General features: G+C 63.8%; 10 protein-coding genes. 6 read left to right on the forward strand and 4 right to left on the reverse strand.

The features are described 5' to 3' along the window. Window positions 1-10 precede the first annotated feature (10 nt). Window positions 11-1,021 carry a type I glyceraldehyde-3-phosphate dehydrogenase gene (gene gap / locus ACN9MY_RS08805; protein WP_426169765.1) on the forward strand — a complete coding sequence of 337 codons (1,011 nt, stop codon included), beginning with the start codon at window positions 11-13 and terminating at the stop codon, window positions 1,019-1,021. A gap of 198 nt (window positions 1,022-1,219) precedes the next feature. On the opposite strand, the gene ACN9MY_RS08810 is transcribed toward gap, so the two are convergent. Then, window positions 1,220-2,188: a helix-turn-helix transcriptional regulator gene (locus ACN9MY_RS08810; RefSeq protein ID WP_426169768.1), complete on the reverse strand. Its 969-nt coding sequence runs from the start codon at window positions 2,186-2,188 to the stop codon at window positions 1,220-1,222. Between the two features lie 92 nt (window positions 2,189-2,280). Between ACN9MY_RS08810 and ACN9MY_RS08815 the strand changes: the two genes are divergently transcribed. Then, window positions 2,281-2,859, forward strand: coding sequence for a glutathione S-transferase family protein (locus ACN9MY_RS08815; protein WP_426321748.1), 579 nt, complete (start codon window positions 2,281-2,283; stop codon window positions 2,857-2,859). Here the strand turns inward: ACN9MY_RS08815 and ACN9MY_RS08820 are convergent, their stop codons facing one another. Both ACN9MY_RS08820 and glnE read right to left on the reverse strand, forming a co-directional pair. After that, on the reverse strand, window positions 2,860-5,724 hold the full coding sequence (locus tag ACN9MY_RS08820) for a TonB-dependent receptor plug domain-containing protein (RefSeq protein ID WP_426169772.1): 2,865 nt from the start codon (window positions 5,722-5,724) through the stop codon (window positions 2,860-2,862). A 121-nt stretch (window positions 5,725-5,845) separates the two neighbouring features. Continuing rightward, window positions 5,846-8,575 carry a bifunctional [glutamate--ammonia ligase]-adenylyl-L-tyrosine phosphorylase/[glutamate--ammonia-ligase] adenylyltransferase gene (gene glnE / locus ACN9MY_RS08825; protein WP_426169774.1) on the reverse strand — a complete coding sequence of 910 codons (2,730 nt, stop codon included), beginning with the start codon at window positions 8,573-8,575 and terminating at the stop codon, window positions 5,846-5,848. A 101-nt stretch (window positions 8,576-8,676) separates the two neighbouring features. On the opposite strand from glnE, the gene ACN9MY_RS08830 reads away from it, so the two are divergent. From ACN9MY_RS08830 to udk, 4 genes are all read left to right on the forward strand, one after another. After that, entirely contained in the window at window positions 8,677-12,840 is a 4,164-nt protein-coding gene (locus tag ACN9MY_RS08830; RefSeq protein WP_426169777.1) for a YhdP family protein, read from the forward strand. Then, window positions 12,837-13,646 carry a carbon-nitrogen hydrolase family protein gene (locus ACN9MY_RS08835; RefSeq protein WP_426169779.1) on the forward strand — a complete coding sequence of 270 codons (810 nt, stop codon included), beginning with the start codon at window positions 12,837-12,839 and terminating at the stop codon, window positions 13,644-13,646. Before ACN9MY_RS08830 ends, ACN9MY_RS08835 begins: the two co-directional genes overlap by 4 nt. Window positions 13,647-13,684: 38 nt before the next feature. Next, complete coding sequence (gene tldD, locus ACN9MY_RS08840) at window positions 13,685-15,145, forward strand: metalloprotease TldD (protein ID WP_426321757.1); 1,461 nt, start codon at window positions 13,685-13,687, stop codon at window positions 15,143-15,145. Window positions 15,146-15,208: 63 nt separating this feature from the next. Further along, window positions 15,209-15,841, forward strand: coding sequence for a uridine kinase (gene udk, locus ACN9MY_RS08845; protein WP_426169784.1), 633 nt, complete (start codon window positions 15,209-15,211; stop codon window positions 15,839-15,841). Between the two features lie 58 nt (window positions 15,842-15,899). On the opposite strand, the gene ACN9MY_RS08850 is transcribed toward udk, so the two are convergent. Next, a complete protein-coding gene (locus ACN9MY_RS08850; RefSeq protein ID WP_426321759.1) occupies window positions 15,900-18,743 on the reverse strand; it encodes a TonB-dependent receptor in 2,844 nt (947 codons plus the stop codon). Window positions 18,744-18,905: the final 162 nt, after the last annotated feature.

Below are 18,905 nucleotides of genomic sequence, written 5' to 3' on the forward strand. Positions count from 1 at the left end.
AGTAAACAGCATGACGATCAAAGTAGCAATCAACGGTTATGGCCGTATCGGCCGCAATGTCCTGCGCGCTTTCTACGAAGGCGGCAAAAAGCAGGACATCCAGATCGTGGCGATTAACGACCTGGGCAACGCCGAGTCGAACGCCCACCTGACCCGCTACGACACCGCCCACGGCAAGTTCCCAGGCACCGTCACGGTGGAAGGCGACAACATGATCGTGAACGGCGACAAGATCCGCGTGTTCGCGCAACGCAATCCAGCTGAAATCCCATGGGGCGAGCTGGGCGTGGACGTGGTGCTGGAGTGCACCGGCTTCTTCACCACCAAGGAAAAAGCTTCGGCCCACCTGAAAGGCGGCGCCAAGAAAGTGATCATCTCCGCGCCAGGCGGCAAGGACGTTGACGCGACCGTCGTGTACGGCGTGAACCACGGCGTGCTGAAGGCTTCGGACACCGTGATCTCGAACGCTTCCTGCACCACCAACTGCCTGGCCCCGCTGGTCAAGCCGCTGAACGACGCCATCGGCCTGGAAACCGGCCTGATGACCACCGTGCACGCCTACACCAACGACCAGGTGCTGACCGACGTGATGCACGAAGACCTGCGCCGCGCCCGTTCCGCCACCCAGTCCATGATCCCGACCAAGACCGGCGCTGCTGCCGCTGTCGGCCTGGTGCTGCCGGAACTGAACGGCAAGCTGGACGGCTACGCCATCCGCGTTCCGACCATCAACGTGTCGATCGTCGACCTGTCCTTCATCGCCAAGCGCGACACCACCGTTGAAGAAATCAACAAGATCATGAAGGAAGCTTCGGAAGGCGCACTGAAAGGCGTGCTGACCTACCAGACCGAGCCGCTGGTTTCCGTCGACTTCAACCACAACCCGGCCTCGTCCAACTTCGACGCCACGCTGACCAAGGTGTCGGGCAAGCTGGTCAAGGTATCGTCCTGGTACGACAACGAGTGGGGCTTCAGCAACCGCATGCTGGACACCACCGTCGCTCTGATGAGCGCCAAGTAATTCCTGGCTTCAGCGACAAGAAAGCGCCCTGCGGGGCGCTTTTTTTTTTCAAATTCGCAAATTCGGGGTCAGGTCTGTCATTTGGACATCTACGAACATCCTTTGATCTTGATCAATACGCGAAACGCACAACTTTTGCTCCTTGATCGGCATCAAAGGATAGCGCTAGCTGTCCAAATGACAGACCTGACCCCGAATTTATCCTGCGAGGCGGGCGAGGCGGCGAGCTTCGTCGCGCACGGCGTTGCGTAGCTCTTCCGGGCCTTCGATCGTGAAATCGAAATTCAACGAGGCCAGCAGGCGCGCAAACCAGCTGTAGCTGGTGGTCGTTGTCTTCAGGCGCACCCCGCCTTCCACTTCCGCCAGCGGGCCGATATAGCGGCCGACTTCCCTTGCGGCGCTGGCCAGGTCCGCGTGCAACAGTACTTGTACCGGCAGGGGCCGCGGCAAGGTCGCCATGGCGTGCTGCAATTGCGCGGCGGCGTCAAAGCTGTCGGGCTTGTCGAACACGGCACCGGTTTCGCTCACCTCCGCAATACGGTCCAGCCGGAACGAGCGGATTGCCAGTCGCAGCCGGCACATTCCCACCACATACCAGCGTGTATGGCTGAACACCAGCCCGTAAGGATCGAATTCGCGCTGCATGGCTTCACCGTCTTGCGGCGTGTAGCGGAAGCGCACGCGGTGCTGGGTCTGCGCGGCCAGTGCCAGCGCCGTCAGTTCGCCGGTCAGGGCAGGACGGGCGGCGCCGGAATAGGTCCAGCGCTGTTCTGGCGTGTCGAGTACCGCGGTCTCGCGCAAGGCTTGCACGCTGCCTTGCAGGGCTGGCGGCATCACGCGTTCCAGCTTTGCCTGTGCGCTGGCGACCGAGGGCGCGGTATCGGCCAGGCGCAGCGAGCGTACCGCCATCAGTCCCAGCGCTACGGCGGACGCCTCGTCATTGGTGAACATCAGCGGCGGCAGCTTGAAACCCGGCACCAGCATGTAGCCGCCATAGCGGCCTCGCTCAGCCGTGATCGGAATGCCCAGCTCTTCCAGCATGGCGATGTAGCGGCGCAGCGTACGGCGGTCGATGCCGAGCCGCTCGGACATGTCGGCGCCGGAAATCTGCCGCTGGCTTTGCAGCAGTTCGAGGATGGAGAGGGCTTTGATGGCGGGTTTCGACATGATGTGGCAATCATGGCACGAAATCAGGGCGGATATTGTCCTATATTAGTCAGACAATGCCTCATCCCCAACAAGAACAATGAGGCAAGCACATGGAAACCATCCTGTACCACGGCGCACCGCAGGGCTGCGCATTCGGCGTGATCGTCGCCCTTGAATGGTTGTGCCGGCCGTACCGGCTGGTGCGGGTCGACCTGCCGGGCTTGCCGGTGCCGGTCATGCAGGCGGGCGGCAGGATGCTGCGCGATTGCCGCAGCATCCTGCGCCATATCGGCCAGCAGAAACGCTACCTGCTGGGCTACCGTGCCGGCACGGCGGAGGCGCGCAAGCTCGACACGCTGCTGGATTACCTGCACGAAGGGTTCGATGGCGGCCCGGCGCGCATGGCGCTGGCCTGTGCCGCGCTGGACGAAGTGCTGGCTAGCCAGGAGTGGCTTGACGGCTGCAAGCGCACCGTGGCGGATGCCTGCCTGGTGGCCGTGGTGCGCTGGGCGCAGCGCGAGGCGGGACTGGAACTGGCGGCTTATCCGGCGTTGCAGCGCCATGTGGCGGATCTGCATGGCGATCCGGCCGTCTTCTTTGCCGATGCGATTGAAGCGCGGCGGCCGGCGGTGAGCAGCGGCCGCTTCCTGGGCAGCGCATCGGCCGATGCGCTGCCCATGGCTGCCTGATCAGAAGAAGCGGTACTCTGCCGTCAGGCGGATGCGGCGGCCGGCCACGTCATCCAGGTTTTGCGGGACGATGCCGCCGCCATCGCGGTTGACGGCCTTCAGGTCCAGCGGCGGGCGCTGGTCGAACAGGTTGCGGATATTCACCGACAGCGTCAGGTTCTTGATGCCGTTATAGGCGAAGTTGTAGTCCCAGCGCACTTCGGAACCGACACGGCATACGCCCGAACCCCATTCGTTCGCTTCGCAAGCTTCCTTGGTGTACTCCTCGTCGAAGTAGTCGCCCTGCAGCTTTTGCGGGCTGAAATATACTGCGCGCAGGCTGTTGGTGTAGGCGCCGGTGGTCAGCGCCGCCATCAGGTTGGCGGTGAATTTGGAGTAGTTATAGCGGCCCGCCAGGTTGTCACCCCAACTGCCGCCATTGCGCGTCGGAGCAAAGTTGCGCAAGTCGATCAGGTAGGTGGCATTGCCGTTGATGTCGAGGCGGCCGGCCGGTACCGTGAAGCGCGAAGCCAGGCCCAGGTCGACGCCGCTGGTCTTGGTCTTCGACACGTTCTCGAACATGCCGTTGGTGGAGGCCAGCGGGCCAGCGGTCACGCCATAGGTCGCGCGTTCGGCGGCGCTGAAGGTCGTGTCCTGCGCGAGGGGCAGGCGGGTGATCGTGCCCGCTGGCAGGGAGTCCTCCGCCGACAACAGCTCGGAGGTGTTCTTCAAGCCGATTTCGTTCTTGCGCTCGATACGGAAATAATCGAGCGCAATCGAGGTGCCTTTCACCGGCTCCAGCACGAAGCCCAGCGTGGCGCTGCGCGAGGTTTCCGGCTTCAGGTTCGGGTTGTTGCGCACGATGGACGCCACGCCGGCCGCGCATTCGTTGCCTTCCACCGTGTCGGCGCGCGCCAGCAGCAGTGCAACATTGGGATCGCTGGGCGGCAACGCGTCGGCCTGGGTGCGCAAATCGTTGGCCAGGGCCTGTGCCTGGTCGCAGCGTTTCGGATCGGTGACGCCGTTATCGAAGGCGAACTTGCTCGATTGTGCGCTCTCGGTCAGGTTCGGTGCGCGGAAGCCGGATTCCACGGTCGCCCGCAACAGGAACGATTCCGCGGCTTGCCAGCGTGCGGCCACCTTTGGCGAGAAGCGGCCGGAAAAGCCAGGGAATTTGTCGTAGCGCGCGGCGCCGATCAGTTCAAGCTTCTCCAATACCGGCAGGCTGACCTCGGCAAACAGCGACTCGTTGGTGCGGCTGGCATTGGCGGCCGACGCGCCATTGCTGACGATATCGCCCGCCAGCAAGTTGGCCGTCGGCATGATGCGGATCTTTTCATGCCGTACATCGCCGCCTACCGCGACACTGACCGGGCGATTGGCGATGCTGCCGGCCTGGCCGTTAGCCTTCACATCGATGAAGGTTTGCGTGATCTTGCCGTCGTAGCCGTTTTCCGGGAACAGCCTGGCGATCACGTCGGGCGAGTTCATCTGGCCCAGCTTGTAGTCGCGGTTGAAGAAGTTCGCGTCAGGGAAGAGCGCCGGGTCGCGGTCTTCGCCGATCACCTGCCTGAAACCGCTGACGCTGAAGAAGCCGCCGCGGCTGCGGTCCTTGGTCTTGCCGCCCATCACGCCCAGTGCCGCCTCCCAATCCCATTTATTCGGCAGCGTGCCTTTGATGCCGGCCAGCGCGCGGTATTGGTCGCTGGTCGACTTGCGGTAGGAAGGGTCATCGGCGAAGCGGTAGCGCAGTTCGAGCTCTTCGCCGCTGGTGTTGAGCGGATGGGTGGCCGGCAGGCCGCGAGAGAAAAAGCTGCGTTGCTGGCCTGAGCTCGGGTCACCCCAAACGGCGACCGGATTGGTCGAACCATAGGTGGCGAAGGCACCGCCGTAGTCGGTAGTGGTGTGCGAGTACAGGACTTCGGCAAACCCTTCGGTGCCCTCATTGATCTTGAAGCGGCCGGAAATCAGGCTGTTGACACGTTCGGCACCCGGTTGGGCCTGGAAGCGGCTGAAACGGTCGTAGATGCACAGGCCGCCCGCATTCAGGGTGCTGCAGCCTGGCAGCGGGCCCTGGCCGATCAGGTTGCCCGGGAAACTGTAAGTGGAAGGCAGGCCGCGGTTGCCGAACATCTGGCCGCTCTTCGGCGCCAGCGCGCCGAAATAGTCGCCGTAGGTCGGGTTGATATCGTCCACCACTTCGCGCCAGAACACGCCGTTGCGCTTGTAGTACTCGATATTGGCCAGGACGTTGAAGCGGTCGGTGTCGAGGTCGCCCATGCCGCCGGTCACGCTGACGGTGCCGTTGCGTATCATTTGCTGCTCCACGGAGCGGGTGAAGCTGCCGCTGGCCGTCAGGCCGCGGAAGTCGGAGCGGGTAATCACGTTGATCACGCCGGCAACGGCGTCGGAGCCGTAAATGGCCGAGCCGCCGTTGCGCAGGATCTCGACGCGCTCCACGGCGTCAAGCGGCAGCGAGTCCAGGTTGGTGAACACCTCGTTGTAGTCGGCCAGCGGATAAGGTGCGACGCGGCGCGAGTTCAGCAGTACCAGGGTCGATTGCTTGCCGAGGGCGCGCAGCGACACGGACGAGGCGCCGCCGGCGAAGGAGTTGCTGCCGCCGGCATCGGTGAGGGCGGAACGGTCCGACGAGGTCAGGGTGTTCATCAGTTCCTTGACCGAGCTGACGCCGAGACGCTTGATGTCCTGCTGGCGGATGACTTGCACCGGCTGCGAGGTTTCGGACTCGATGCGGGCAATGTTCGAGCCGGTCACGATGACTTTGGGGATGGGCTTGTCGCTGGCTTCCTGAGCCAGCAGGAATGGCGATACAGGCAGAGTCAAGGCTACTGCGATGACACTGCGTTTCGGCAGGATTCGCTTCACTATTGTTCTCCCATAGATGTTGCACAAAGGCCATGCATGTGTCGCATGGCCGCACGCTTCAATCTAGGAAGCAGACGTTATAAGCTCAATAATTTTGGTTGAAATGCACCTGAATCGGTGTTCATGGCGTGGTGTAGAAGATACATTCCCACAGCTTGCGCACATTTTTAGCGTGCGATGCCGCTTTCTCCGGCGCCACCCGGGACTGGTCCTGGCCTTGCAGGCGCAACTGGTGTTGCCACTTGCGCATGTCGCGGTAGGCGTCAGCCACCGCGCCCGCCAGCGTGGCCTCCACCAGGCCCAGCTGGCCGGCCAGGTGCAGCAGGGCGATGTTGCCGATGTTGCCGGTCAGCTCGCTGTATTGTGCGGCGTGCTGCAGCACCAGGTATTGCACGATGAATTCGATGTCGATCATGCCGCCCTCGTCCTGCTTGAGATCGAACAGTTCGCTGCGGTTGGGGCGGGCGTCGCGCATTTTCTGGCGCATGGCCAGCACTTCCTGTTTCAGGGCGGCAGCGTCGGGGCGTTCCTTGCGCAGCACCTGGCAGCGGATCTGTTCGAAGCGCTGGCCGATGGCGGCGTCGCCGGCACAGAAGCGGGCGCGCGTCAGGGCCTGGTGCTCCCACAGCCAGGCCGAAGTCTGCTGGTATTTTTCAAACGAGCCGACGCTCGATACCAGCATGCCGCTGGCGCCGTCCGGGCGCAGGGCGGTGTCGATGTCGAACAGGATCCCGGCCGGGGTGTGCGAAGTCATCCAGGTGATGAAGCGTTGCGCCAGCTTGGCGTACAGGCCGGGCGCGTCCTGGTCTTCATCGTCGAACAGGAAGATCACGTCGAGGTCGGAGACATAGCCGAGTTCCTTGCCGCCCAGCTTGCCATACGCGATCACGGCGAACTTGGGCACTTCCACATGGCGCTTGGCAACGGTCTGCCAGGCGGCTTTCACCACGGCGGCGACGATCACGTCGGCCAGGGCGGACAAATGGTCGGCCAGCTTTTCCACCGTCAGCGAGCCGGCCAGGTCTTGCGCCAGCAGGTGGAACAACTGGGCGTGGTGCACTTCGCGCAGGATGTCGAGCTGGCGCTCGGTATCGCCGGGGGCGGTGGCCAGTTGGCGCTCCAGCTCGGCTGCCGCGGCAACCGGGTCGAACGTGGCACTGAGGATGCGGTCGTCCAGCAGCTCGTCGAGCAGGATCGGGTGCTGGGTCAGGAATTTGGCGGCCCAGCCGCTGGCGTGCATCATGGTGATGACGCGTTCCAGCGTGTGCGGGTATTCGGTCAGCAGCGACAGGTAGGAGGAGCGGCGTGAGATCGCTTCCAGGAAGTCGAGCAGGCGGCCCAGCGTGCCAAGCTGGTTGCCTGCGCTGTTGCGCTCGGCGGCGCGCGCGATCTGCGGCAGGGCGGCGTTGACCAGGGCCACCAGGCGCTGGCGGCTGGCGTCGGGCAGGGTGGCCAGCTTGGGTGCTTGCCAGGTGGCGATCAGGCGCTGGGCTGCGGCGGCCGGGTCTTCGTAGCCGAGGCTGGCAAAGCGTGCTTCGATGGCTTCGCGGTTATCGGGATCGGCGCATTCATTGCTGGTGGCGGGATCGACATCTTCGCTGCCGTTGCCGCTCTTGTCGGCGAAGATGGCGTCAAATTGCTCGGCGACGTACTGGCGGCGGGAATCCATTTCAGCCAGCAGGGTGGCGACGTCAGGCAAGCCCATCATCTGCGCCACGGCCAGGCGGTCGGCCTCGTTCGGCGGCAGGGTGTGGGTCTGGGCGTCGTCGAGGTATTGCAGGCGGTGCTCGAGATTGCGCAGGAAGGTGTAGGCGTCCATCAGGCGTGCGACCACGTCGGCGCCCAGCAAGCCTTTTTCCGGCAACTGGCGCAAGGTGCCGCGCGTGGAGCGGCCGCGCAGCTCGGGATCGCGCCCGCCGCGGATCAACTGGAAGACCTGGGCCAGGAATTCGATTTCGCGGATGCCGCCGCGGCCCAGCTTGACGTTGTGGCTGCGTTCCGGGTGCAGCCTTTCCTGGCGCGCCACCTCGGCACGGATCTGGGCGTGCATGGAGCGGATGGCGTCGATCACGCCGAAATCGAGGTAGCGGCGGAAGCAGAACGGGCGCACGATGGCGTCCAGGGCTGCGATGTCTTGCGCGCGGCCGGTGACGGCGCGCGCCTTGACCCAGGCATAGCGTTCCCATTCGCGGCCTTGCACGATCAGGTAGTTTTCCACCATGCCCAGGCTGGCCGCCAGCGGGCCGGAAGCACCGTTCGGACGCAGCGCCATATCGACCCGGAAAGTGAAGCCGTCTTCCGTGATTTCCGCGATAGCGGCAATCAGCTGCTTGCCGAGGCGGACGAAATACTCATGGTTGGAGAGCTGGCGCTGGCCGGCACCGGCCGCAGTTTCGCCGTCTTCCGGATAGACGAAGATCAGGTCGATGTCGGACGACACGTTCAGCTCGCCGCCGCCGCCTTTGCCCATCGACAGCACCATCAAGTGCTGCTCTGCGCCCGATTCGGCGCCCATCGGCACGCCGTGCGCTGCCCGCATGGCCGCGTCCAGCTCGGCCAGGTGGCGCTCGATCACGAAGTCGGCCAGCCTGGTCATGGTGGTGACCACTTCGTCCAGGTCCGCCTTGCCCTCCAGGTCGCGCCGGATCAGGGTGGCCAGCACCAGGTTGCGCAGGCGGCGCATGCCGCGTGCCAGCGGCAGGTCGCCCTGCTCGTTTGCCAAAACATCGGCAAAGTTCAGCGTGGCAAGCGATAATTGCGCTAGAGCATCTATTTTGCCCTGGCGGGAGGGATCGGCAGCCAGCCAGCGCTGGTAAAAGCGGGATGCGGAAACGAGTGCGGAAGTGCTCATTGACAGATGTTAGAGAGTGTAAAAAGCCTGCGAAACCGTGCCTATTGGAACATAGTTTAACGGGGCAGTGCGGTAAAATGCTGTATTGATAAGGGCCTGGCTTGAGCGTATTGAAGGACAACCTGGTAGAGCAGATCGAGGCAGTCGAGGCCCCGCTCAAGGAGCGCTGGCATCGCCTGCAGGCCGCCTATCGCTTCTGGAACCTGGCTACCCATCACGTCCTCGGCTTCACCATCAAGCTGGTGCTGCTGCTGTATTTCGCCTTCACCATCGTGTTCCTGGCCCTGCGCTGGGTGGTGTTGCCGAATATCGACCATTACAAGCCCGACATCGAACGCCTGGCCACCCAGGCGGTCGGCAACCCGGTGGCGATCGACCGCATCTACGCTTCCTGGAAGGGCCTGCGCCCGCAACTGATTTTGGGCGACGTGGTCATGCGTGACGCGCGCGGCCAGCAGGCGCTGCACCTGCCGAGCGTGTCGGCCACGCTGTCGTGGTGGAGCGTGCCGGCCGGCGGCCTGCGTTTTGAATCGCTGGAATTCCACCGCCCCGAAGTCGCCGTGCGGCGCGAGGCCGATGGCAAGCTGTACGCCGCCGGCATCTACATCGACCTGGAAAAGAAGGGCGATGGCAAGAGCGCCGACTGGCTGCTGTCGCAACGCGAGGTGGTGGTGCGCGACGGCCGCATCGTCTGGACCGACCTGCAGCGCGGCAGCGCGCCACTGCAGCTCGAGAATGTCACGGCCCTGATGCTGAACAAGTGGCGCCGCCACCAGTTTGCCTTCAAGGCCACGCCGCCGGCCGCGATGGCGGCGCCGCTCGATGTGCGCGCCGATTTCAGCCACCAGCCGTTTTCCCGTATTTCGGACGTCAAGCACTGGAAGGGCGAGGTGTATGCGGAACTGCGCCATGCCGACCTGGCGGGCTGGAAGCCTTACCTGCCCGGCAAGCTTGACGTGCAGTCCGCCAGCGGCGGCGTGCGGGCCTGGCTGAGCATCGATAATGCGCGCCCGGCGGCCATCACGGCCGACGTCGCACTGGACAATGTGGTGGCCACCCTGGGCAAGGATTTGCCGCAGCTGGACGTTGCGGCCCTGCGCGGGCGCGTGACCGCCAGCGAGGAACATGCCGCCACCCTGGTGGCCACGCCCGGCACGCCGGCTGCCATCACGCGCTCGCTGGAATTGAAAGACGTGACGCTGCGCACGCGCGACGGCGTCGAGCTGGCGCCGACCACCGCCTCGGCACGCCACGTGACGGCCGCCCAGCAGCCGTCCTGGACCGAAGTCAAGGCTGCCGCGCTGGACCTGGAAATCCTGTCCGAACTGGCCACCCGCCTGCCGCTGCCGCAAGTGCAGCGCGACCTGCTGGCGGAAGCTGCGCCGCGCGGCCGCGTGCGCAACCTGGTGGCTGAATGGCGCGGCCCGTTGTCGGCAGCCAGGGACTACAAGCTGAAGGCGGACCTGGACGCGCTGGGCATGGAGGCGCTGGCTGCGCGTCCCGCCGTGCCGCGTTCGGCCAAGGCCCTGCCGATGCCGGCGCTGCCCGACATTCCCGGCTTCGCGAAACTGAGCGGCCATGTCGAAGCCGGCGAACAGGGCGGCAGCGTGGCCTTCGATGCGCCCGGCTTCACGCTGGCGATGCCGGCCTGGTTCGACGACGAGCCAATGGAATTCGAGCAGTTCAAGCTGAACGGCAGCTGGTCGCTGGCCGATGCCAGGCAGCTCGCGCTCAAGCTGGAGCAGCTGGACCTGGTGCAGGAGGGCATGAACCTCAGGCTGGCCGGCAGCCACAGCTTGCCGCGTGGCCCGGGCGCCAAAGGCCCCGGCGTGTCCGACTTCACCGGCAGCATCGACAACTTCACCATCAACCGCATCGGCCGCTACCTGCCGAAGCAGACGCCGGAGCACACCCGCCAGTGGCTGGTGGGCGCGCTGGAAGACGGCATGCTGCAGGAGACTTCGCTGCGCCTGCGCGGCGACCTGTCGCACTTCCCGTTCAAGGAGGGCTCGCCGGACAAGGCCAAGGGCGAATTCCGCGTGGCAGGCCGCATCGTGGACGGCCGCCTCAACTATGAACCGGGCTATTTTGCCAAGGATGGCAAGACTCCGGTCTGGCCGCTGGCGGAAAAGATCCGCGGCAGCATCGTGTTCGACCGCGCCCGCATGGAGATCAAGGCCGACACCGCACGCACCCTGGGCGTCGCGCTCTCCAATGTGAAGGCGGTGATTCCCGACCTGGGCACCCACGACAGCATGCTCGACATCGACGGCACGGCTGCCGGCGCGATGCAGGACTTCCTCAAGTACGTCACGGCCAGCCCGGTGCTGGAGTGGATCGGCCACTTCACCGAGGAAACCACGGCCAGCGGCAATGCGAGGCTGGCGCTCAGCCTGCACTTGCCGCTGTCGCACATCATCGACGCCAGGGTGCAGGGCAGCCTGCAACTGCAGGGCAACGACGTGCTGCTGTGGCATGACATGCCAACCGTGGCCGGCGCTACCGGCAAGATCGAATTCAATGAGAAGGGCGTCAACCTGAACAACCTGGCCGGCACCTTGCTGGGCGGCCCGCTGTCGGTGAGCGGCGGCAGCCAGAAGGATGGCAGCATCCAGGTGCGCCTGGGCGGCACGGCGACGGTGGACGGGTTGCGCAAGCAGTACCCGAACGCCGCGGTGCAGCGCCTTGCCAACCACCTTGGCGGCGGCGCCAGGTTCAGCGGGCTGGTCACGGCTCGGGACCACAAGTACGAAGTGGCGATCGATTCGAGCATGCAGGGGGCGAGCCTGGACTTCCCGGCGCCGCTGAAGAAAGCCGCGGCCGACAGCATGCCGCTGCATTTCCAGCTCAACGGCGGCAGCGCCAACGAGCAGGGCGTGGCGCGCGACGATATCCGCGTGACGCTGGGCAGCGCCTACGCAGCGCGCTACCATCGCCAGCGCGTCAACAAAGGCCCGTGGAAGCTGGTCAACGGCGGCATCGGCGTCAACCTGCCGGCGCCGGAACCGGACAGCGGAATGATGATCAATGCCAGCCTGAAGTCGCTGAACGTGGATGACTGGATCGACCTGGCGGCCGAGATCGCCGGCAAGGACGAGCATGAGCCGGCCGCTGGAGCGGCCGCCCACGACGCGGCCGACGGCGCTGATATCTCGCAGTACGTGGTGCCGGAAACCATGGCCGCGCGTGCTGCCGAGCTGATAGTCGGAGAGCGCAAGCTCGATAACGTGGTGGCCGGCGTCACCCACAGCAAGGGCGTGTGGCAGGCCAGCATCGATTCGCAGCAGGCGGTCGGCTACATCACCTGGAACGAATCGCCGACCGGCAAGGGCGTGGGCAAGGTCACCGCACGCCTGTCGTCGCTGATCGTGCCCGAATCGCAGGCGGCGGAAGTCAAGGATCTGCTGGAAAGTTCGACCAATGCACCGACCATCCCGGCGCTGGATATCGAGGTGCAGCGCCTGGAATGGTTCAACCGCCCGCTGGGCCAGCTCGAACTGCATGCCTACAACGCGCTGATCACATCCGCACGCGAATGGCGCATCAGCAAGCTGTCGCTGGTCAATGCCGATGGTGAATTGAACGGCACCGGCCGCTGGCAGAGCAAGGATGGCCAGCACAACACCTCGCTCAACTTCAATATGGATATCCATGACGCCGGCAAGCTGCTCGAGCGCTTCGGCTTCAAGGACACGCTGCGCAACGGCAAGGGCAAGCTGAGCGGCGATATCGCCTGGAAGGGCTTGCCCTACCATATGGACTTGCCCAGCCTGTCCGGCACGCTGGCGCTGAACGTGGAGAAGGGCCAGTTCCTGAAGCAGGACCCGGGCGCCGCCAAGCTGCTCGGCGTGTTGAGCCTGCAAGCCTTGCCGCGCCTGCTCAAGCTCGATTTCAACGACGTGTTTTCGGAAGGCCTGCAATTCGACGGCATCACCGCCAACGCCACCATCAACCAAGGCATCGTCAAGACCGATAACCTGAAGATGCACGGCGTGCAGGCCACGGTGCTGATGGACGGCTCGGCCGACATCGCCAATGAATCGACCAACCTGCGCGTGGTGGTGATCCCGCAGGTCAACCTGGGTACGGCGCCGCTGGTGTACGCGCTGGCAGTCAACCCGGTGATTGGCCTCGGCAGCTACCTGGCGCAGCTGTTCCTCAGCGCGCCGGTAATGAAGGCGCTGACCTACCAGATGCAGGTGACCGGGCCGTGGAAGGCCCCCGTCATCACCAAGATCGAAAATCCGAAGGAGCCGACGCCATGACGAATGTAGCCAATAAGGTCTCAGCGATCCAGATGGTATCCACCCCCGTGGTGGAACAGAATATCGCCACCGCCGCCCGCCTGATCGGCGAAGCTGCCGCCCAGGGCGCCAAGCTGGTGCTGCTGCCGGAATACTGGGCCATCATGGGCATGAGCGACAGCGACAAGGTGGCCAGGGCGGAGGCGCTGGGCAAGGGCCCGATCCAGGACTTCATGTCGGCGATGGCGCGCGAGCATGGCATCTGGCTGCTGGGCGGCACGCTGCCTCTGGCGTCCGACGATCCCGAACGTGTCATCAATACCACGCTGGTCTACGATCCGCAGGGCAAGCATGTTGGCCGTTACGACAAGATCCACCTGTTCGGCTTCACTAAGGGAAACGAGTCTTATGACGAGGCGCGCACCATCGTGCCGGGCAAGGCTGTCGGCACGGTCGAGACGGCAGTGGGCAAGGTCGGCATGTCGGTCTGCTACGACTTGCGCTTTCCCGAGCTGTACCGTGCCATGGGCCCGCTCGACCTGATCGTGGTGCCGGCAGCCTTTACCTACACCACCGGCAAGGCGCACTGGGAAATCCTGTTGCGTGCCCGCGCCATCGAAAACCAGTGCTATGTGCTGGCTGCCGCGCAGGGCGGGACGCACGTCAACGGCCGCCGTACCTGGGGCCATTCGATGCTGATCGACCCGTGGGGCGAGGTCAAGGCTGTGCTGGCGGAAGGCGAGGGCGTCGTGACGGGGGAACTGGACCCGGCCTTCGTACACGGCGTGCGCGAGAGCTTGCCAGCGCTGAAGCACCGAATCCTCTAAAATTCGGCTAAGAGCACATTTCAAAGAATTCTTCTCATATGAAACCATTCGACCCTAACCTGTCCGCCATGGCCGCAGCGAAAGATATCTTGCTGACGCCTTTTGGCCTGGATGAAAGCAAGCTGCTGACAGCACTCGGCAGCATGTTCACCCATAAGGTCGACTACGCCGACCTGTACTTCCAGTTCACCAAGAACGAGGGCTGGAGCCTGGAAGAAGGCATCGTCAAGACCGGTTCGTTCTCGATCGACCAGGGCGTCGGCGTGCGCGCCGTGTCGGGCGACAAGACCGCCTTCTCCTATTCCGATGAGATCTCCGAAGCGGCGCTGCTGGACGCTGCCGCGGCAACGCGCACCATTGCCCGCGCTGGCGCCGGCAAGATCAAGGTGGCCGGCAAGATGACGCCGGTCGGCGGCCGTTCGCTGTACATGCCGCATGACCCGCTGGTGTCGCTTGATGCGGCATCCAAGGTTAAGCTGCTCGAACGCGTGGAGAAGATGGCGCGCGCCAAGGATCCGCGCGTGGTGCAGGTGATGGCTGGCCTGGCTGGCGAATACGACGTAGTGCTGGTGGTGCGCAGCGATGGCGTGCTGGCGGCCGACATCCGCCCGCTGGTGCGCGTGTCGGTGACCGTGATCGTGGAACAGAACGGCCGCCGCGAAGTCGGCTCTTCCGGCGGTGGCGGGCGCTATGAATACAGCTATTTCACCGACGCGCTGCTGGACCAGTATGCGACCGATGCGGTGAAATCGGCCCTGGTGAACCTTGATTCGCGCCCGGCGCCGGCCGGCCCGATGACCGTGGTGCTGGGCCCGGGCTGGCCGGGCATCCTGCTGCACGAAGCGATCGGCCACGGCCTGGAGGGCGATTTCAACCGCAAGGGTTCTTCCACTTTCTCCGGCCGCATCGGCGAGCGCGTGGCAGCCAAGGGCGTCACCGTGGTCGATGACGGCACGCTGGCCAACCGCCGCGGCTCGCTCAACATCGACGACGAGGGCAACCCGACCCAGTGCACGACGCTGATCGAAGACGGCGTGCTGAAGGGTTATATCCAGGACACCATGAATGCGCGCCTGATGAAGATGAACGTCACCGGCAATGCGCGCCGCGAGTCGTTCGCGCACCTGCCGATGCCGCGCATGACCAACACCTATATGCTGGGCGGCGACAAGGATCCGCAGGAAATCCTGGCTTCTGTGAAGAACGGCATCTACGCGGTCAACTTCGGCGGCGGCCAGGTCGACATCACCAACGGCAAGTTCGTGTTCTCGGCTTCCGAGGCCTACATGATCGAAGACGGCAAGGTGACCTATCCGGTCAAGGGCGCCACCCTGATCGGCAACGGCCCGGACGTGATGAACCGCATCACCATGATTGGCAACGACATGAAGCTCGACCCGGGTGTCGGCGTGTGCGGCAAGGAGGGGCAGAGCGTGCCGGTCGGCGTCGGCCAGCCGACCCTGCGCCTGGATGGCGTGACAGTCGGCGGCACCGCCTAAGAACGGGTGCAGCGCAAAGACCGGGTAAAATACCCGGTTTTTTTTGCCTGGGACGGAAATCACATGAACAATTCGAGCAACAAACCCTTCGTGATTGGCGTCGCAGGCGGCAGCGGCAGCGGCAAGTCGACGGTCACGCGCGAAGTGCTGAAATCCTTTGGCTCGGAAGTGGTGTCGGTTGTCCTGCAGGACGACTACTACCTGGACCAGACCCACATGTCGCCTGAAGACCGGCGCAAGGTCAATTACGACCATCCGGAAGCCTTTGACTGGGCCCTGATGATCGAACACCTGCAAAAGCTGCGTGAGGGCCAGTCGATCGAGATGCCGGTGTACGACTTCTCCATCGACAACCGCACCACCCGGACCATCACGGTCAAGCCGGCGCCGGTGATCGTCGTCGAGGGCCTGTTCGCGCTGTACGACGCCGACCTGCGCAAGCAGATGTCGCTGAAGATCTTCGTCGACACCGCGGCTGACGTACGCTTTATCCGCCGTCTGCAGCGCGATATCGCGGAGCGCGGCCGCAGCACGGAGAGCGTGATCAACCAGTATATGGAAACCGTGCGGCCGATGTACAAGCAGTTCATCGAGCCGACCAAGCGCCACGCGCACGTGATCCTGCCGCACGGCGCCAACGGGCCGGCGGTGGACATCATCACCACCAAGGTAGCGAGCCTGATCAAAGGCGAGTGATCAAAAAAAAACCGCGCCCCGAAGGGCGCGGCTGTCAGGGGCGATGTGCCCCGCCTGCTTAGAACTTGTAGCGCATGCCAATGTTGAAGTAACGGCCCAGAGCGCCGCTGTAGTCCAGCGGGTTGTAGCTTTGGGCGCCATAGGTCAGTGGATCCAGCGGAGCCTTCTTGTCGAACAGGTTGTTGATCGAGCCGAACAGTTCAGCTTTGTCGCTCAGGCGATAACGGCCCACCAGGTCGAACGTGGTGAAGGACGAGATCTTGCAACCTGCTGGAGCTGGCTCACCGTTAGCGAAGTGGGACGCGCAACCATCCGGGTCATCCTTGAAGTTGATGTTGTCCAGCTTGTCGCGGTAGGTCATGTTCAGCGACATGCGCAGCGCATCACGTTCCCAGGTAACGCCCAGGTTCACGCGGTTGTCTGGCGTACCCATGCAGTTGGTGGCGTCGCAGTTACCGTGGGTACCAGCGAAGTCACGCTTGCTGCCATCCTTCTCTTCGCGCTCCATCTTGATCAAGTGGGTCCACTTGGCGTCGATAGTCAGGGTGCCATTGCCGTCGCCCAGCGCGAAGCTCTTGCGTGCATCCAGGTCGACACCGCGTACGATGGTCGAAGCCGAGTTCACGTAATTGGCCAGCACGGCGGTGATAGCACCTGGGTCGCCAGGAATGTTGGTGGCGGTCGACGGGTCACGTGCGACGTGGCCAGCAGCGATTGCGGCATCGGTCTGCTCCTGGTTGATCTCGTTGGTACGCTTGATCTGCCAGAGGTCGAGTGCGAAGCTGGTACGTGGCATCGGATCCCACAAGATGCCCACCGAGTAGCTCTTCGAGCGTTCCGGCGACAGGGCCGGGTTCGGGCTGGTAATGATCGCGACCGAAGCAGGGTTACAGGCCGATGCTACGCCCAGGGCGCAACGTACCGGGTCGGTTGCGGTGGAGAACGCCGCCAGGCCGCCTTTGCCGTTTTCTGCTGCGCTTGGCGCGCGGAAACCACGCTCCGCATTCGCACGCAGCGCGAAGTTGCCGGTCGGATTCCATTTCAGGCCGAGCTTCGGCGTGTAGGAATTGCCGACGTCGGAGAAATGGTCCCAACGAATTGCGGTTTGCGCTTCCAGGGTCTTATGCAGCGGGATCGCCATTTCAGCGTATACCGCGCTTTCGTTGCGCTTGCCGTCATAGGCCGAGTAGCCGAGGCCGATGATGTTGCCTTTGTCGGTACCCTCGGTCGGAGCCAGGCGGGTTTCGGCGCGGCGGTATTCTGCGCCGAATGCCAGGCCAACCGAACCAGCTTCCCACTTGGCGATTTCACGCGAAGCCTTGAAGTCGATTTGCGAGATGCTGGTTGCTGCATCGTTGGAAATGTTCGGCGACAGGGCGGCGTACAGTTCGCGCGAGTTCAGGCCGGCGTTCTCGCCGATGCGCCAGAAGCTGCCGGCAGGCAGGGCTGCGTAGCGCGCGTTGCCCATGGCCGCGGCGACGTTGGCTGCGGTCGGGTTCAGCAGGGCGAAGGTAACATCGCGCTGCAGGTAGCCGCTACGCTCGTTGCTGACCTTGGTTGCCGAGTACAGGTAGGCGGTGTCGATATCCCAGCCGGCAGCAGTACCCTTCACGCCGATCAGGGCGCGATAGAAGTTGGAGTCGACGTTGCTGACACGTGGGCCGACGTCCGCAGCAAGATAGCGCAGGCGGGCGGCGGTGCCGAAGTAAGGGTTGTCAGGGTGGGTTGCACCCAGAGCCACGGCCGCGTTGCTGACCGGACCTCCAGGATAGCCAACGCTGCCGGAAATGCCGGATGGCGTGCCGCTGGCGATCGATTCGCTGCGGTAGGCATTGCCTTCGAAGTAGGCTTGCCAATCCTGGCTCAGGTTGACGGTGGCACGGGTGAACAGGTTGGCAGTCTTCTGGCGTGGCTGAATCTGGCCGTATTCCTGCGCAGCGTCGGTCAGGCAGCCGCCCAATGGGTCACCTTGCGGATGGCTGGTCAGCTTGCTGCAGTCGGCGCCTGGGAAGGTGCGGGTGAAGCCCACGCCAGCCAGGTTGCTGCGGCTGTAGTAGTCCAGAGTCGTTGGATTGCGAACGTTACCGACAATGGAACTGCCGGCCAGGTTGTTGTCGACGATGGCGCCGGTGCCGCCCAGCGATTCCTGGGCGCTGAAACCGAAGTCGCGCAGGTCGCTCTTGCCGATGGCACCGCGGTCGCTGCGGTCGCGGTTCCATACTTCGCGCTTGAGACCGAACTCAGCGTTGAACAGCACGTTGTAGCGATCGCTGTCCAGGTCGCCGAAGCCGGTGGTCAGTGCCAGGCGGGTATCGCCGCCATCGCGTTCTTGCGACAGGCCTTGGCTGGCGCGCACGGTGGTGCCCTTGATTTCCTTGCGCAGGATGATGTTGACCACGCCGGCAATCGCGTCCGAACCGTACAGGGCGGAGGCGCCGCCTTTCAGCACTTCAACGCGCTCGACCGCCTCGGCCGGGATCACGTTCAGGTCGGAGAACACTTTCTGGCCGTCGTCAGCCAGGCCGTACGGTGCCATGCGGCGACCGTTCAGCAGTACCAGGGTGGAAGCTGCCCCCAGGCCGCGCAGAGAGATGCCCGATGCGCCGGAAGCGAAGCCGTTACCGAAGGAAGTCGGGACCGAACCCTGGTTGTCGACTGCCAGCGTTTGCAGCAGTTCGGCGACGGTGGTCTTGCCGGACTTTTCAATGTCCGCACGCGACAGTACCTGGATCGGGTTCGAGGACTCGGCTTCGGCACGGCGGATGTGCGAGCCGGTGATTTCAACGCGCTGGATTGGCGCGGTGGCCTGCTGGGCTTGGGCGGCCACAGAAGACAGCAGCAGCGGCGCAGCCAGGTAAGGCAGGCAGCGGCGCAGATTCACAACCAGTTTCTTTTGTTGCATTGAACATTCTCCAAAAGGTGGGGATAACTCTTTTGCAAGAGATCTATCTTTTATAATATTTTTCAATTGGCAAGGGAATAGGGCGTTACAAAAAATCTTTGCCGAAAATAACTTGCAAATGAAAAGTAGTATTTGCGCAAAACAGGCCAAATGTCGCGAAAA

It is taken from the genome of Pseudoduganella sp. R-31, assembly GCF_049913235.1.
Lineage (GTDB): Bacteria > Pseudomonadota > Gammaproteobacteria > Burkholderiales > Burkholderiaceae_D > Rugamonas.

What these genes read in the sequence shown, in the direction of transcription:
- gap (WP_426169765.1), top strand. Translation starts at nt 11, where the DNA reads ATGACGATCAAAGTAGCAATCAACGGTTATGGCCGTATCGGCCGCAAT.
- ACN9MY_RS08810 (WP_426169768.1), bottom strand. Translation starts at nt 2,188, where the DNA reads ATGTCGAAACCCGCCATCAAAGCCCTCTCCATCCTCGAACTGCTGCAA.
- ACN9MY_RS08815 (WP_426321748.1), top strand. Translation starts at nt 2,281, where the DNA reads ATGGAAACCATCCTGTACCACGGCGCACCGCAGGGCTGCGCATTCGGC.
- glnE (WP_426169774.1), bottom strand. Translation starts at nt 8,575, where the DNA reads ATGAGCACTTCCGCACTCGTTTCCGCATCCCGCTTTTACCAGCGCTGG.
- ACN9MY_RS08835 (WP_426169779.1), top strand. Translation starts at nt 12,837, where the DNA reads ATGACGAATGTAGCCAATAAGGTCTCAGCGATCCAGATGGTATCCACC.
- tldD (WP_426321757.1), top strand. Translation starts at nt 13,685, where the DNA reads ATGAAACCATTCGACCCTAACCTGTCCGCCATGGCCGCAGCGAAAGAT.
- udk (WP_426169784.1), top strand. Translation starts at nt 15,209, where the DNA reads ATGAACAATTCGAGCAACAAACCCTTCGTGATTGGCGTCGCAGGCGGC.
- ACN9MY_RS08850 (WP_426321759.1), bottom strand. Translation starts at nt 18,743, where the DNA reads ATGCAACAAAAGAAACTGGTTGTGAATCTGCGCCGCTGCCTGCCTTAC.